Annotated in this window: 14 protein-coding genes and 3 pseudogenes; 7 read left to right on the top strand and 10 right to left on the bottom strand. The window is 36.0% G+C overall.

All coding sequences use genetic code 11. The features are described from left to right. The 3 genes and pseudogenes from F6K22_RS11600 to F6K22_RS11610 form a co-directional block, all read left to right on the top strand. A pseudogene (locus F6K22_RS11600) lies at positions 1-185 on the top strand (hydrogenase nickel incorporation protein HypB); the annotation flags it as partial. A 1,047-nt stretch (positions 186-1,232) separates the two neighbouring features. Beyond that, on the top strand, positions 1,233-1,466 hold the full coding sequence (locus tag F6K22_RS11605; RefSeq protein ID WP_293097337.1) for a hypothetical protein: 234 nt from the start codon (positions 1,233-1,235) through the stop codon (positions 1,464-1,466). Between the two features lie 174 nt (positions 1,467-1,640). Next, a pseudogene (locus F6K22_RS11610) lies at positions 1,641-2,042 on the top strand (RNA-guided endonuclease InsQ/TnpB family protein); the annotation flags it as partial. Between the two features lie 242 nt (positions 2,043-2,284). Here the strand turns inward: F6K22_RS11610 and F6K22_RS11615 are convergent. Then, positions 2,285-3,400 carry a CU044_2847 family protein gene (locus F6K22_RS11615; protein ID WP_363273361.1) on the bottom strand — a complete coding sequence of 372 codons (1,116 nt, stop codon included), beginning with the start codon at positions 3,398-3,400 and terminating at the stop codon, positions 2,285-2,287. Positions 3,401-4,210: 810 nt separating this feature from the next. On the opposite strand from F6K22_RS11615, the gene F6K22_RS11625 reads away from it, so the two are divergent. Both F6K22_RS11625 and F6K22_RS11630 read left to right on the top strand, forming a co-directional pair. Next, positions 4,211-4,732 (top strand): Uma2 family endonuclease, encoded by a 522-nt coding sequence (locus tag F6K22_RS11625; protein ID WP_293097340.1) that lies wholly within the window; start codon positions 4,211-4,213, stop codon positions 4,730-4,732. 27 nt (positions 4,733-4,759) lie between these two features. Next, positions 4,760-4,978 carry a hypothetical protein gene (locus F6K22_RS11630; RefSeq protein WP_293097343.1) on the top strand — a complete coding sequence of 73 codons (219 nt, stop codon included), beginning with the start codon at positions 4,760-4,762 and terminating at the stop codon, positions 4,976-4,978. Positions 4,979-5,194: 216 nt separating this feature from the next. Here F6K22_RS11630 and F6K22_RS11635 read toward each other — a convergent pair whose 3' ends face one another. The 9 genes and pseudogenes from F6K22_RS11635 to F6K22_RS11675 all read right to left on the bottom strand — a co-directional run bounded on the left by F6K22_RS11635 (position 5,195) and on the right by F6K22_RS11675 (position 11,613). After that, entirely contained in the window at positions 5,195-5,455 is a 261-nt protein-coding gene (locus F6K22_RS11635) for a UPF0175 family protein (protein WP_293097346.1), read from the bottom strand. A 634-nt stretch (positions 5,456-6,089) separates the two neighbouring features. Then, on the bottom strand, positions 6,090-6,245 hold the full coding sequence (locus tag F6K22_RS11640; protein ID WP_293097349.1) for a hypothetical protein: 156 nt from the start codon (positions 6,243-6,245) through the stop codon (positions 6,090-6,092). A 132-nt stretch (positions 6,246-6,377) separates the two neighbouring features. Next, positions 6,378-6,692: a CHAT domain-containing protein gene (locus tag F6K22_RS11645; protein ID WP_293097351.1), complete on the bottom strand. Its 315-nt coding sequence runs from the start codon at positions 6,690-6,692 to the stop codon at positions 6,378-6,380. Positions 6,693-6,860: 168 nt separating this feature from the next. Beyond that, the gene (locus F6K22_RS11650) at positions 6,861-7,289 is read right to left on the bottom strand and encodes a hypothetical protein (RefSeq protein WP_293097354.1); all 429 of its coding nucleotides are present in this window, start codon (positions 7,287-7,289) and stop codon (positions 6,861-6,863) included. A gap of 820 nt (positions 7,290-8,109) precedes the next feature. Beyond that, positions 8,110-8,908, bottom strand: a pseudogene (locus tag F6K22_RS11655) (formylglycine-generating enzyme family protein); the annotation flags it as partial. 387 nt (positions 8,909-9,295) lie between these two features. Next, a complete protein-coding gene (locus F6K22_RS11660) occupies positions 9,296-9,520 on the bottom strand; it encodes a hypothetical protein (protein ID WP_293097357.1) in 225 nt (74 codons plus the stop codon). A 3-nt stretch (positions 9,521-9,523) separates the two neighbouring features. After that, positions 9,524-9,943, bottom strand: a complete 420-nt coding sequence (locus F6K22_RS11665; RefSeq protein WP_293097359.1) for a S1 family serine peptidase — start codon at positions 9,941-9,943, stop codon at positions 9,524-9,526. Beyond that, entirely contained in the window at positions 9,936-10,259 is a 324-nt protein-coding gene (locus F6K22_RS11670; protein WP_293097362.1) for a CU044_2847 family protein, read from the bottom strand. Before F6K22_RS11670 ends, F6K22_RS11665 begins: the two co-directional genes overlap by 8 nt. 700 nt (positions 10,260-10,959) lie before the next feature. Continuing rightward, on the bottom strand, positions 10,960-11,613 hold the full coding sequence (locus F6K22_RS11675) for a PEP-CTERM sorting domain-containing protein (protein ID WP_293097365.1): 654 nt from the start codon (positions 11,611-11,613) through the stop codon (positions 10,960-10,962). A gap of 255 nt (positions 11,614-11,868) precedes the next feature. Here F6K22_RS11675 and dhaK point away from each other — a divergent pair, with 255 nt between their 5' ends. Both dhaK and dhaM read left to right on the top strand, forming a co-directional pair. Further along, positions 11,869-12,942, top strand: a complete 1,074-nt coding sequence (gene dhaK / locus F6K22_RS11680) for a dihydroxyacetone kinase subunit DhaK (protein WP_293097368.1) — start codon at positions 11,869-11,871, stop codon at positions 12,940-12,942. A gap of 911 nt (positions 12,943-13,853) precedes the next feature. Then, positions 13,854-14,943, top strand: a 1,090-nt coding sequence (gene dhaM / locus F6K22_RS11685; RefSeq protein ID WP_293097371.1) for a dihydroxyacetone kinase phosphoryl donor subunit DhaM, incomplete at its 3' end; no start/stop codon positions are given.

A 14,943-nucleotide genomic window follows, 5' to 3' on the forward strand; every position in this document is an offset into this window, starting at 1 on the left:
TCTATATGTTTCGGGAAAGTCAGGTAATGATTCTGACGAAAATTGATTTATTGCCTTATGTACAATTTGATGTGAATCGTTGTATTGAATATGCAAAACAGGTAAATCCTCAGATTCAGATTTTTCAAGTTTCTGCTATTAGTGGAGAGGGTTTAAATAATTGGTATGAATGGTTGAAAAGTTAGATTATATCAACTCCGGTACTATCAGTATTGTAAGGTAAGAGCAAGAAAGAAGGCTCGAGTTATCTAGGAGAGAAGGAAGAAGGCTTTATACCAGTTTGATCAATGTTTCCTACAAATCTCTTTTACCTGTTCCCTATAACTATAGTTTTGTAACATTCTTTTTTCAAATTGGTATTAGTTATCTAGGAGAAAGGAAATAATGCTTAAAAGCCAGAAACAAACTTAAATTTCCTGTAAATATTCACGGTGCGGACATGAGATGAAATAGCAGCAAAAAAAAGGTTGAGATATCTCAAAAAAATCCTCAAATTAAACAGGAGTTATTATTGGCAATTTAAATAGGATTAAAACTCAAGTTTGGTGATGAAGCTGTGGGAATGTTATCGGAAATATAGAGACTATAGCTTTTCAAATTTCCCAGATTTCCTCAACAGATGAATTCCGAAAACTATATATAGAATGAGTCAAAAATAATCTCTGTAATATTATGTCCTGTTAATAGTTATAATTAGAAGCTCCCTTAGTAGGGCTTGAGCAAAAAGATATATGTTTCATTTGCTCAAGCCCTACTACAAACACAAACTTTATGAATTAAAATTCACCCAACTAAATCTTTTTTAGTACATTTTTACTAAAAGTCTCTTCCCTATTAACTATTACCTACTCTTATAAGAAATCTATTTTTTTTTGAAGATGTCTATTTAGGTTGGGGCTTGTAACTGTTGGCTAAAATCTGGTATTATCTATAAAAATCTGGGATTATCTGTTTATGCTACTTGGATTCATGCGCTGAATTACACCCCACAAAGCAGCAAAAAACATTACTGGCTAAACACGCGCTTTGTAGTTTGCTGGCGCATAGCTTTCCTGCGGAATGCTGCGCAAACGCTAACGTCACGCTTGGAATTGGGGATTATGGTTGACTAGGAACATCCTTAATCACAATTCCAATAATCCTGAGAGTAAACTTAAATTTCCTACTGCAAACGAATACGCATAAACTTTTGGTAGCAATGGTTAAACCATTAAACTATTGGTCGATACGAAGTGTCTAAAACAGCGCCTCAATATGCTTTGAGGTACTTATCGTTATCTTGGAAGCGTTGCTTTAACAAAATTTCTGGTCAACCTAAATTCAAGAAAAAAGGTAGGGATGATAGTTTTACTCTAGATGGCTCAATTACAGTGGGTTTTAATCATATCAAACTACCTCGAATAGGATGGATGAAAACTTATGAAGTTTTACCAGATAATGTAACTCCGTGTGGCTGTAACTATTAGCAGGAAAGCTGATAGATGGTTTGTGAGTTTCGTATTGAGAGAAAGAACCCCAAATTACAGAGAAATCAGTAGATGTAGTTGGTGTTGATTTAGGAATAAAATCACGCTTCTTCACTTTCAACTGGTGAGGTTTTTGTTGGTGCTAAATCTTATAGAAAGTTAGAAGCTAAACTTTCTCGAGTGCAATATTTAAACAGACATAAAACCAAGTTATCTCGCAACTGGGAAAAAGCACAACTCAAGATAGCCAAACTACACAACAAAATAGCCAATATTAGAAAAGATTCATTGCATAAATTAACTACTTACTTAGCTAAAAACCACAGCCAGATAGTAATAGAAGATTTGAATGTATCAGGAATGATGTCCAATCATAAGTTAGCCAAGGCTGTTGCTGACATGGGGTTCTATGAGTTTCGTAGACAGTTAGAGTACAAGTGTGAGTTATATGCTTCTGAGCTGATTGTTGTCGATAGATGGTTTCCTAGTTCTAAGACCTGCTCTAACTGTGGAACTGTCAAAGAATCTCTGTTGTTATCAGAGCGCGTAATCAAATTGCGAACACTGCAATTTTAGCTGCGATTGCTCCGCAACGCTAGCGCGAACGAGACTTGAATGCAGCTTTAAATTTAGCTATGGCGGGCAGTTCGCCCGTTACAGCCAGAGGAGCTGGATAACGCCGACGTTGCCAGAATGAAGCAGGAATAGAACAGGCTATCTATAGAAAATCATAGATTTATATAGATAATCATAGGTTTCTAAGAACGGTTAATATTCTTGATTTAAAATAGAAGAATAGTAGCTATAAAAGTACAAAGCTACACGCCAGGAAAATAAACCACCCGGAAACCCCTGTTGTCATTGGAGAACTCAGCATCTCCCCAAAGACGGGAAGCACTCCGACAATTCCCAGGCTCATCATCCCAATACCCACCACGGATAACTCGTACCTTACTATCTCCTCCTGTTTCCCAAGCACTACCATCTTTAGGCGCACCTTCATAATTCTCATGTCCAATATCCTGACACCACTCCCACACATTCCCGTGCATATCATATAGACCAAAAGCATTGGGAGGAAAACTTCCTACATCAGTTGTCTCTCCTCGACATTTACCTTGAGGAGCATCGCCATAAGTATGGTTGCCATCATAGTTAACTAAGTCAGTAGTAATAGTGTCTCCAAAATAAAACGGTGTAGTTGTTCCAGCGCGACAGGCGTATTCCCATTGACTCTCACTTGGTAGTCCGTAAGTTTTCTTAGTTTTCTGGGATAACTTTTGACAAAACTTTTGAGCATTCTTCCAGGTGACAGTTTCTACAGGGCGTTTTCCTCCTTTAAAATGAGAGGGGTTTTCACCCATAATAGCTTGATATTGGTCTTGAGTAATAGGATATTTACTCATATAAAAAGGTTGGATAGTAACTTCATGTTGAGGAGCTTCAGCATTGTCTTTTTCCGCTTCATTTTCTGCCGAACCCATCACAAAAGTACCGCCAGGAATAGACACCATTTCTAACATTATACCTTTACCCAAATCTTCAGTAAAAGATACTACTTCATGGGAACTGCGATTAACTTCTTCACCTTGGCTGTTGACTATTATTACTTCAAATGGTTTTGGTTGACTGGGTTTCAACACTAATTTTACTTGGAAACTTGCACCTGCTTTTTCTTTAGTAATATAGAGATTTCCTTCCCCTTCAAAATTAAAACCTACTTCCACCTCAGCTTGTTCAATTTTCATATCTTGATTAATTTCTTGCCAAGCTTCGGCAATAGGACGACTAATACTAACTAATATAGGTTTAACTTGGGCAAAAGTAGATTTAACTTTTTTGACGTTATTAGTAGAAATTGCCGTTGCTTCACCATCTGGAACTTCCGCTTCAACCAAAATCCCATCTTCTAGTTCAATTAGTTTGGTGGCCATATAAGTTTATTAGTAAATTTAACTGCTATTCTAATTTAAACATATTCCAGTAATTTACTATATATAGCAATCCTAAATAGGTAGTGACAAACTAAAAAGTAAATAAAAAAGTTGAAACTCCCACCTGTTCCCTGTTCCCTGTTCCCTATTCCCTAAAAAGCAGTAATATTTTTGCCACGAATATGCGGAGGATTGCTATAGCAATCTTATTTAAGTTGTAATATTTTGGTTGTATTTAGGAGTCAGGAGTCAGGAGTCAGGAGTCAGAATTTTCAAGGTTTTCATTTCAAATTAAATATTATAAAAATAGTCACAACCAATTTATTATTGCTCTATGAATTTAGAATAACTCATTCAATAAGCATCTAAATATTTATAACAAGGCGAATATAGCATTTATAAATATAAAATAGATGAGGCAGATAATTTTTTTTAGGGAATATCGGATTTAGGAACAAAGAAGACAAATTCCTATTTTCTATATAACGTTTATTAGGTAAGTAAGGTACACTGATAACTGATAACTGATAACTGAAATGGAACTTCTGCCCCATGAATATCCAGACACCAGTAATATGATTTTGGAGGATGATACTCCCTTGGATAGTTTTATTAATGAAAAACAACAACGTTTACTAACAACGTAAGCATTCAGCTATTAGCCATCAGCAAGAGCGCAAACCCAATAAAAACCTTAAAAAGGCTTTAAATGAATATAACCTTTAAAGTCGGCTTTGATAGTAAGATTCAATTTACCTCAACTAATAAAGCTTTTTTCTCAAACTAAAATAAATAGCTGAATGCTGACTGGTGAATGCTTACCTCACAACTGTATTTTATAGCGGTGCTGAAATACCAATAAATGTTCCTTTTATCGTTGCTGCTAATGTGGGTTTATTTTCTTATGTTGGAGATTCAGGAATTGTACCTGATGTGTTTTTAAGTTTGAATATTCCTGGTGGCGAACAATGGTGGAAACGTAATGTTCATTCTTATTTATTCTGGGAGTTTGGCAAATCTCCGGATATAGTAATTGAAATTGTTTCTCCCACTCCAGGCAATGAATTAGGAACTAAATTAACAGATTATGCTCAGTTAAGAATTCCTTATTATGTTGTCTGCGACCCCCTGCCAAAACTAGGTGAAACTTTTCTCCAAGTATTTCAAATTCAAGGCACTTCTTATATTCCTAAAAATAATGCTTTGTTTCCCGATATAAATTTAGGATTAACTCTTTGGAATGGTGTATTTGAAAATGTTAATGATACTTGGTTACGTTGGTGTGATGCTGATGGGAATGTAATTAAAACAGGGGATGAATTAGCAGCATAAAAAAATGTGAAAATCTCCCAAAATATTTTGGAAAGATCTCAAAAGGATGCAGAAATTTCTCAACTTAAACAAGCGTTATTATTGGCAATAGAGATGGGTTTAAGACTCAAATTTGCTGATGAAGCTGTGGGAATGTTGTCGGAAATTTCTGCAATTAATGATGTGAAATTGTTACAGGAAATTATTTCTCAAATTCCCCAGATTTCCTCAACAGATGAATTGCGAAAACTATATTTCAGGGAGTAGGGAGAAGGAAGAAGGCTTTAGTTATTTAGGAGGGAAGGCGATATAGCTGCCGCACTTACTCCGCCAACGCTATTTTCTCTAAATTACTTAGATGTTAAAAGAAGGGGAGATTGTGTAAAGATTGCCCCTAAGATTAAAGTTCAGTTAAAATTGCTTTCAGCCCGATTATATTTCTTGTACTCAGGGCAATCAATATAGAAGAATTAGTTACTGCTCTCAACTTAAGGACTCTAGGGTATTCAAATCTGTTGCCAACTCTTCCAAATCATAACTACGTTCTACTTCCTCTTTACCGAGTAACCAGTGAAATTCCCACTTACTCATCTGTGCTAACTCACGAGCTTTGCCAAAAGAAAGTAAACCTTTTTGGTATAGTCGCACGGCAAGTTCAGTACGGACACGGGAGAGTTTTTCATCAGGTGGTATTCGCAATGCTTCTGTTAGTGGCTCGGAAATTTCTAAAGTTAGTTTGCTCATAGTTTTTTTTGGGTTTTAGGAAAAATATGATTATAGCTTTAACGACGGACTAATGAACTTTAGGGAGATAGGATGTAATTCTTTTGTAATATGTTTTTGTACTATTGCACAATAGATGAATAAAACATCAATCTAAAGTAGTTTTTTTGTAATATGTTTTTGTACTATTGTACAACAGATGAATAAAACGTCAATCTAAAGTAGTTCTTTTGTAATATGTTTTTGTACTATTGTACAATAGATGAATAAAACATCAATCTATGGAGAATTAGCGATCGCGTTTGCGTAGCATTCCGTAGGAAAGCGGAATGGACATTCTATCGCTACTTTATCAGAATTTATCTAAAATCTAAAAACTATAACGTTGCAGTTTGTTGGTATTTGTGGGAGAAGGCGATATAGCTGCCGCACTTACTCCGCCTTTCATGTCGCGCAGCGAAACGCTACTTTGTCTAAATGTAGTAGCTTGGGTTAAGCGATAGCGAACCCAACAAAAACTTATGTAGCTTGAGTTGGCGTTATTCTACTTGAGCGATAGTAAAATAATGGAAACTGAAAAATGTTGGGTTTCGATACCTCAACCCAACCTACGTTTACAAAAACTAAATTCAGTAGAGCTGTTTGCCTCTAGAATTTAAAACAGAATATAAGTCAACAATTTTAAAGCTTCATCCATCAAGTTAGCAGCAGGATTTTCGGTACGAATACCTCTTAATATTCTTATAGCTGATTTCACAGTATCTTGATTTTCTTCTATGGAAAATTCTCCTACTTGTTCCAAAATATCCACTTGTTTTAAAGCTTCTATTTTGTCTGGCGAACTTAACCAAATTTCTACTTCAATGGCTGACCTTAATTAGGCTAAAACTTCCGTAAAATTAGGCTGAAAAATTCCATGTAAGCTTTGCCAACTTGGAGGCATTTATGCTGGATTTTGAAAAATAACTGGCAACCAACTTGCACCGGGAAATTTATCTTCTATTGCTTGTAATTTTTCCCTGGCTTTTCGCACCCAAATATATAGAGATTGACCATGATAAAATAACTGGAGAAAATTATTTAAAAACTCACGGGCGGCTATATCTGGAGTAGCTTCTCGCATAACAATAACTGCTGGAATATGTAACTTAGCAAGTTGTCTGGCTAAACCCAATCCATCGGAAGAATTAAAAATAGCTAATTGTAGACCTCTGCTAATAGCTGTTGTTATTGGATTTTCTAATTTTTCAATTGTCATTTTTGCTTCATTTCCTAAATAAAAATGTCCGGTACTTCCATCGGCATCACTTTCACTATTACCAGAAAAAGAAATAATATTCCAACCTTTTTTATCCCATAATTTTTCATCTAATTATTGGCGGTTTGGTCTAACTAAAAATATAATTTTTGTCTCATTAGGAAGACTTTATAAATATTGTTTGTCTGCATTAAGATTGATTCCTCTGTCATCTCCACAAATTGCTAATATTCTGATTTTTTTCCTAACAATATTTAACTTTAAAACTTGGTTAGCTTCTGGCAAACCTATGGCAGTTTCAGCCAATTTATAATCCTGTAAAAAATCCCATAAATGCCAGGGAATACGGTGCATTAAAACATCTTCCGAATCTCGATCTTTTCGTGTTTCATTGGAGTCTGGAGTCTGAGGTTGCGACTTTGGAGATGCGATTTTATTTTCGTTCGCTTCTATGTCTTCCTTAACCAAGGAAAAGTCAGAAGCAACTGACTTAGACGGAGATTCTTGTATTTGTAATGCCAACCAAATAGTATCTGCTATTTCCTCTACTGACATTCCCTCTTCTTTACTCAGTGCCCTAATTAATTTGTCAATCATATCAAATCCGCTCGGGTTCGGTATAAAAAAATGTTCACTTCACGAGTGCCATTACCAAATCTTCCCACACTCCCCACACCCCCCACCCTTCCCACACTTCCCACCCTTCCCACACTCCCCACACCTCCCACACCTCCCACCCTCCCCACACTCCCGAATTTAAATTCTAATTCTATATGTCATTGCGAGGGGGCATATTTGACAATAATTTTTCCCTACTTGCCAAAATACCCCCGAAGCAATCTTAAAGTTCTAGAGATTGCTTCGGGGGAATATTTCAAAAAGCCAAAGCTAACTATTTTCACCCTCCCCTCGCAATGACAGTTTGGGTCTCAATGTCATTGCGTTAGCGTAGCTTTGCGGTAGCAAGGGAGCATATTTGACAATAATTTTTCCCTACTTGCCAAAATACCCCTGAAGCAATCTTAAAGTTATAGAGATTGCTTCGGGGGAATATTTCAAAAAGCCAAAGCTAACTATTTTCACCCTCTCCTCGCAATGACAGTTTGGGTCTCAATGTCATTGTGAGGGGGCATATTTGACAATAATTTTTCCCTACTTGCCAAAATACCCCTGAAGCAATCTTAAAGTTATAGAGATTGCTTCGGGGGAATATTTCAAAAAGCCAAAGCTAACTATTTTCACCCTCCCCTCGCAATGACAATAATACACACATTGTCATTGCAAGTATAGACAACCCCTAAATCTCAAAAAAAATCGATCTGCTTCGTGGAAAGGGAAGATAAAAGAGGAAAAAAGGGCACAGGGGAAAAGGGGAAAAGAAGAAAGGGGAAGAATCCTAGCAGCAGAAAGGAGGAAACTACAAACCTGGCAAATAGACTACACGGAAACCCCAGTAGTAGTCGTAGATGTCCGCACTGAGCCAGATGCGGTAGGCGCACCGACAATTCCTGGGATCGTTGATCCAACTGCCTCCACGAAGCACTCGTATTTGAGTATCTCCCCCAGTTTCCCAGGCACTCCCATCAGTAGGAGCACTTTCATAGTTATCGTGCCAGACATCCTGACACCACTCCCACACATTCCCGTGCATATCGTACAAACCAAAAGCATTGGGAGGAAAACTTCCCACATCTGTTGTTTCTTCTCGATATTTTCCTTTCGGTGCATCAGCATAAGTATGGTTGCCATTAAAGTTAACTAACTCAGACGTTATAGTTTCGCCAAAATAAAAAGGTGTAGTTGTACTTGCACGGGCGCGCATATTCCCACTGACTCTCACTTGGCAGTCTGTAGTTTTTCCCCATTTTCTGAGATAATTTTTGACAAAATTCTGTTGCATCGTACCATGACACACATTCTACAGGACGTTTTTTTCCTTTAAAGTGAGAAGGATTTTTTCCCATAATGGCTTGATATTGATTTTGAGTAATGGGATATTTACTCATATAAAAAGGTTCTAGAGTAACTTGATGTTGAGGACTTTCACTTTTATATCTTCCCTCTTCATTTTCCGGCGAACCCATCATAAAAGTACCCCCAGGAATATAAACTATTTCCAAGATCGCGCCATTACCCAAATCTTCAGTAAAAAATCGTACTTGATGGTAACGACGACTAATTTCTTCACCTTTGCTATTTACTGTTATTACATTAAATGGTGGTGTAATTTGTTGAGCAGGTGAATTATCAGGGACGTCTAATTGTTTTAGGGCTATAATTTCTTCAGCAGATAAATTCTTAGAAGTTTCTACAGGTTCTACTGGAGTTTCTTCAACAGATAAATTATCAAAAGTTTCTACAGGTTCTACTGGAGTTTCTTCAACAGATAAATTATCAAAAGTTTCTACAGGTTCTACTGGAGTTTCTTCAACAGATAAATTATCAGAAGTTTCTACAAGTTATACCAGAGTTTCTTCAACAGATAAATTATCAGAAGTTTCTACAAGTTATACTGGAGTTTCTTCAACAGGTAAATTATCAGAAGTTTCTACAAGTTATACTGGAGTTTCTTCAACAGGTAAATTATCAGAAGTTTCTAATGATTATCGCTCAATTTCCTGATAAACTTCAGTAGGCATTTCACGCCAAATCTTTTCTAAAGCTTCTATTGATATTGCTGTGCCAAAAGTTCCTTCCTTGTCAACTTTATGAGTAGTTAAACCCACAACAAAACCTGTTCCTAAATCAATAACAGGTGCTCCACTATAACCAGATTTAAGTTCTCCTTTATCTATTTTTAGTTTACCAACAGCAACCTCTTCTGGCAAATTTTATATTATTTGGAATGCTCTTTCTCCATCAACTTCGACCATCATTATTCCTTTAATAGTCTTGCGACGGAGCGCCTTATTTTCACCCCAAAGAAAATAACCAGGAATTTTAATTTGAAAACTTCTTTCTTCCTCTCCATCTAAAATCATTAATCTTAAGATAGGAACAGGCAAAGATTCTTTAACTCGCAATACTGCTAAATCAAAACCCTTAATATCTCCTACTGCCACAACTTCTACAGGAATATTATTTACCAATATATTCTCATTACCACCCATATCCTGAACAACATGGGTACAAGTAAGTAAATAAGTATAATTTTGTTCTCTATAAAAAGGAAATCCAGTACCAATAACATTTGCTTTTTTGGCACTGGTAATTAAAACAATAGATTCTTGTGGTTTTTTTAGATTAATCATTCTCTGATTTTTTCGGTTTCAGCACTAATTTAACTTTTAAATTTGCACCTGCTTTTCCTTTAGTAATATATAGATTTCCTTCCCCCTCAAAATTAAAACCCACTTCCACCTCAGCTTGTTCAATTTCCATATCTTTATTAATTTCTTGCCAAGCTTCAGCAATAGGGCGACTAATACTAATTAATATAGGTTTAACTTTATCAAAAGTAGATTGGACTCTTTTGGCAACATTAGTAGAAATTGGCTTTGCCTCATCATCTGCAACTTCTGCTTCAACCCAAATCCCATCTTCTAGTTCAATTAGTCTGGTGGCCATGTACGTTTTTTGCTGAATTTAACTACTTTTCTATTTAACCATATCTCACTATAAATTAGCTCTCAGAGTAATTCTGCTAGAATGAAAATATAACTTGGCAAATATTATTAATAATTAGGGCTTGCTGATTAAATATAAAAGCATTGACAGATAAAGGTTTTATGATTTTTTTGAGTAAAAAAAATCTGGATTTTGAAGCTTGAGCAACCAGAAAGTTAGGGTTGAAAGGAGAATAATTGCAGAAAAATTGAGGGATAAAATATTCCACTAACTCCTCTAAATTATCCATTTCTCCTGTCTTCTGTCTCCTGTCTTCCCCTCCTGGGAGGGGCGCGCGGGTGGGTTATCTCCTCCCCTCACCCATAAGACTTTTTCAGCAAACCCTAATTATGGTGGAATTAGTGCAGTCAATTAACCAAACTGATATTACAGCGCTTTCCGTTGTTATGAGGTACAAAATTTTAGGTTTGAGGGAACACTTAACTGGGAACAGGGAATAGAAAAGAAGAAAAACAACTGTACCTTATAGCTTCGGAAACTGCTGTATCTATCCCGATACCGAAGTGACACCAGCGATCGCTATTGCTTAAATCTGTCAAAACATCTCATTTCATAGCAAAACTGCTGTGCTTTTAATCAAAAAGCACAGCAGAATTAAATCTTAATGTGGAAATTAGTTAAGGTTGTTATTCTCAGTTTTCTATTTTTGCTTGCGCTTCAGTGTAGAGACAGCACCAGCAGCACCAACAGCAAGCAACCCTAATATTGAAGCAGGTTCAGGTGTTGAAGCAGGTTCAGGTACAGAAGTAGATACAGGAGCAAGGGCGATCGACAAAACATCTGTCTGTTGTGCCTCAGTTTCAGTAAAGTTAAAGGATAAACCGTCACCGACAAATGCAAAAATTGGATTAGTGGATGTAAACACGAACTCTAGTTCGTTACTAGAATTAATAGTATTATTGCCAACTAAAAGTGAAAAAGACGACGAACCATCATCAGTCTGACCTACAAGTTTACCGTTAATGTTATTGAGGGTATCGCTGAACAGATCGATAACTGAAACATTAAAATTTGAATCAGTAAAATCATTAAAAATTAGGGTAGCAGGTAGGGTAACTGAAGGGTCTCCCAAAGCAAAATTGTTTATAACCAGTTGCTCTAATTCTTGCTCGTCAAGCATATTATCATCAAAAGCGTTATTAACTACGTCTAAAAAACCTGAGAATGAATTATTGCCTACTTCAATATCCAATTCAAAAGTTAATGCTTGAGCCACGTTAGCTTTTATGCCAACCAAACTAATAGCAGTAGTACAAATAGCAAGAGCAGAAAATTTTTTCAATAGTGAAATCATAAATTATGTAATCCTTTTTGCACGAATAATTCAGAGATAAAACGTAGATTACCCAGACACTAATAAATTTTTTACTGTATCAAGTATGGCATACTTGTACAAAGAATGTCAGTAGTTTTATTGCATCTTCATCAAATCTTCATAAAACTAGGCCATAATTTAAAAATTTGAAATGTCGTCCTTTTAAATAATTTTTTCAACCCTTCTACTCATTCTCTTGTAATATAAATACAATTATCAATCAGGATATATTGTATGAAAAAACTTATTAATAACCCCAACGATGTAGTTCGAGAAAGTCTCCAAGGTATGGCGATCGCTCATCCCGATCTAATAAAAGTCAACCTCGATCCCCACTTCATCTACCGCAATGATGCACCAATTCAAAATAAAGTTGCCATAATTTCCGGTGGAGGTAGTGGTCACGAACCTATGCACGGCGGTTTTGTCGGGATGGGAATGTTAGACGCTGCTTGTCCTGGGGAAATCTTTACTTCTCCCACTCCTGACCAAATGTTGGAAGCAGCTAAAGTTGTCAACTCAGGCGCAGGTGTTCTGAATATTGTCAAAAATTATAGTGGGGATGTGATGAATTTTGAGATGGCAACCGAACTTGCTCTTTCGGAAAATATCCGAGTCTTGAATATATTAATAGATGATGATGTCGCCGTAAAAGACAGTCTTTTTACTCAAGGGAGGCGGGGTGTAGGTACAACTGTGTTAGCAGAAAAAATTTGTGGCGCTGCTGCTGAAGCAGGTTATGACCTCAAGCAGATAGCTAACCTTTGCCGGAAAGTAAATCTCAATGGGCGCAGTATGGGAATGGCATTGACATCATGCACCACACCTGCTAAAGGTAGTCCTACTTTTGAGTTAGGCAATAACGAAATTGAATTCGGTATTGGTATTCATGGGGAACCAGGGCGACAACGAATGGCGATGAGGTCGGCGGATGAAATTGCGGAAATGTTAGCTATTAATATTATTGAAGATGTTGGTTATAGTCGGATAGTGCGGGAGTGGGATGAGGTGAAAGGAGAATGGCAGGAAGTAGAATTAATAGACTCACCATTTGAGCAAGGCGATCGCCTTTTAGCTTTTGTGAATAGTATGGGTGGTACTCCTATTTCTGAGTTATATATTGTCTATCGGAAATTAGCAGAAATATGCGAACAAAAAGGATTACAAATTGTACGTAATTTGATTGGGCATTATATTACTTCTTTAGAAATGCAAGGTTGTTCTATTACTCTGTTGAAATTGGATGATGAGTTGATTAAATTCTGGGATGCGCCAGTAAAAACTGCGGCATTACGATGGGGTGTTTGAATTCAAAAGTCAAAAGTCAAAAGTCAAAAGTAAGATTTTTACAGTAGGACTTTGGGGAAAAATAAGTAAAAAAGGCGTTGCTGAACCAAGGTATCAAAATAAAAATTGAACAATCTCAAATATTTGTTGTTCAATAGTTTAGCAATTACAAAAAAATATAAATCATACCTAAAATCAGCAACGCCAAAATTGAGAATTGAGAATTGGGAATTGAGAATTGAGAATTGGGGACTAATTTTTTTGCTCAAAAAAAGTTTTTGTTTGTAGTAGGGCTTTAGCCCGAACTGTATATAGGGCTTTAGTCCTACTACAAGCTTTAATTATAACTATTAGACTAGAGATGATATATTCAGAAATAGATCAAAAAATGACGACCAAATTACAGGAGGTACTGATAAATAAGAACTGATTTTAATCCTCTCTATTACAGGGTGTATTTGAAGAAGTCAGAAGTTAAATTTATAGCTAATTTTTTTGCTCAAAAAAAGTTTTTGTTTGTAGTAGGACTTTAGCCCTATCTAAAGTTCTGGCTAAAGCCCTACTACAAGCTTTAATTATAACTATTAGACTAGAAATGATATTATTCAGAAATAGATCAAAAAATGACGACCAAATTACAGGAGGTACTGATAAATAAGAACTGATTTTAATCCTCTCTATTACAGAGTGTATTTGAAGAAGTCAGAAGTTAAATTTATAGCTAATTTTTTTGCTCAAAAAAAGTTTTTGTTTGTAGTAGGACTTTAGTACTATCTAAAGTTCGGGCTAAAGCCCTACTACAAACTTTAATTATAACTATTATATTAGAGATGATATTATTCAGAAATAGATCAAAAAATGACGACCAAATTACAGGAGGTACTGTCAATGCAGTTTCTCCTGCGGAGACTAACTAATAACTGATAACTGAAATGACAACTTCTTCAGAAAATAAAGTAGGAATTGTACTTGTATCTCACAGTGCCAAATTAGCTGAGGCAGTGGCAGAATTAGCAGCACAAATGACTCAAGACCCAGTACCAATAGCGATCGCTGCTGGAATAGATGACCCAGAAAATCCTTTTGGTACTGATGTTATTAAAGTACAAGAGGCAATAGAATCTGTTTATAGTGATGCTGGAGTCTTAGTATTAATGGATTTAGGCAGTGCAGTAATGAGTACAGAAATGGCTCTAGAATTTCTCTCATCAACTCAAAGAAGTCATGTCAAAATCTCGACAGCACCTTTGGTAGAAGGAGCAATTTCTGCTATAGTTCAAGCTTCTTTGGGAGCTAATATTCAACAAGTAATGGCTGAAGCAAATGCAGCTTTAACAGTTAAAAAATCTCAGATTAATGTTGAAGAAATACCTCCAGATAAAAATCTGGAAAGTAGCAAAAATATAGAAAAAGAAAATTTATCAAAAACAATTCAAACTACTGTAAAAAATCAACTAGGAATACACGCTCGCCCTGCTGCAAAATTAGTAGCAATAGCAAATCAATTTCAATCAGAAATTATCCTACAAAATTTGACAAAAAATAGTCAGGGAATAAATGCTAAAAGTATAAATCAAGTAATTACATTAGCAGTCAAACAAGGAGATGAAGTAGCAATAACAGCAACTGGTAATGATGCAGATTTAGCCCTCACAAAAATCCAAGAGTTAATCGCAAATAATTTCGGAGAAGCAGAAGTAATTGTCAAGAAAATACCAACAATATTAACAACGCCAGATGCAAAGAATAAATTAATCGGAACGCCAGCATCTCCAGGAATTAGCTTCGGAAAAGTAGTGCATTATCAACCAACAATTCCAGAATTTGAAGACTATCCAGTAGAAGTTCCAGAGGTAGAGTGGGATTACCTAAAGTTAATATTAGAAACTGCAAAAAAGGAAATTCAAGGAATAATTGAAAGTCTATCTCACAAAAGTACAACCGATAGTACTCAAACTGATATCTTGCAAACACAACTATTATATATAGAAGACCCCACTTTGTTAGAACAAGTACATCAAC

This window comes from Okeania sp. SIO2F4 (assembly GCF_010672385.1).
Classification (GTDB): domain Bacteria; phylum Cyanobacteriota; class Cyanobacteriia; order Cyanobacteriales; family Microcoleaceae; genus Trichodesmium.

Excerpts from the sequence above, each read along its gene's own strand:
- F6K22_RS11615 (WP_363273361.1), bottom strand. The coding sequence starts at position 3,400 with ATGGCCACCAAACTAATTGAACTAGAAGATGGGATTTTGGTTGAAGCG.
- F6K22_RS11635 (WP_293097346.1), bottom strand. The coding sequence starts at position 5,455 with ATGAGCAAACTAACTTTAGAAATTTCCGAGCCACTAACAGAAGCATTG.
- F6K22_RS11645 (WP_293097351.1), bottom strand. The coding sequence starts at position 6,692 with ATGACAATTGAAAAATTAGAAAATCCAATAACAACAGCTATTAGCAGA.
- F6K22_RS11650 (WP_293097354.1), bottom strand. The coding sequence starts at position 7,289 with ATGATTGACAAATTAATTAGGGCACTGAGTAAAGAAGAGGGAATGTCA.
- F6K22_RS11665 (WP_293097359.1), bottom strand. The coding sequence starts at position 9,943 with ATGATTAATCTAAAAAAACCACAAGAATCTATTGTTTTAATTACCAGT.
- F6K22_RS11670 (WP_293097362.1), bottom strand. The coding sequence starts at position 10,259 with ATGGCCACCAGACTAATTGAACTAGAAGATGGGATTTGGGTTGAAGCA.
- F6K22_RS11675 (WP_293097365.1), bottom strand. The coding sequence starts at position 11,613 with ATGATTTCACTATTGAAAAAATTTTCTGCTCTTGCTATTTGTACTACT.
- dhaK (WP_293097368.1), top strand. The coding sequence starts at position 11,869 with ATGAAAAAACTTATTAATAACCCCAACGATGTAGTTCGAGAAAGTCTC.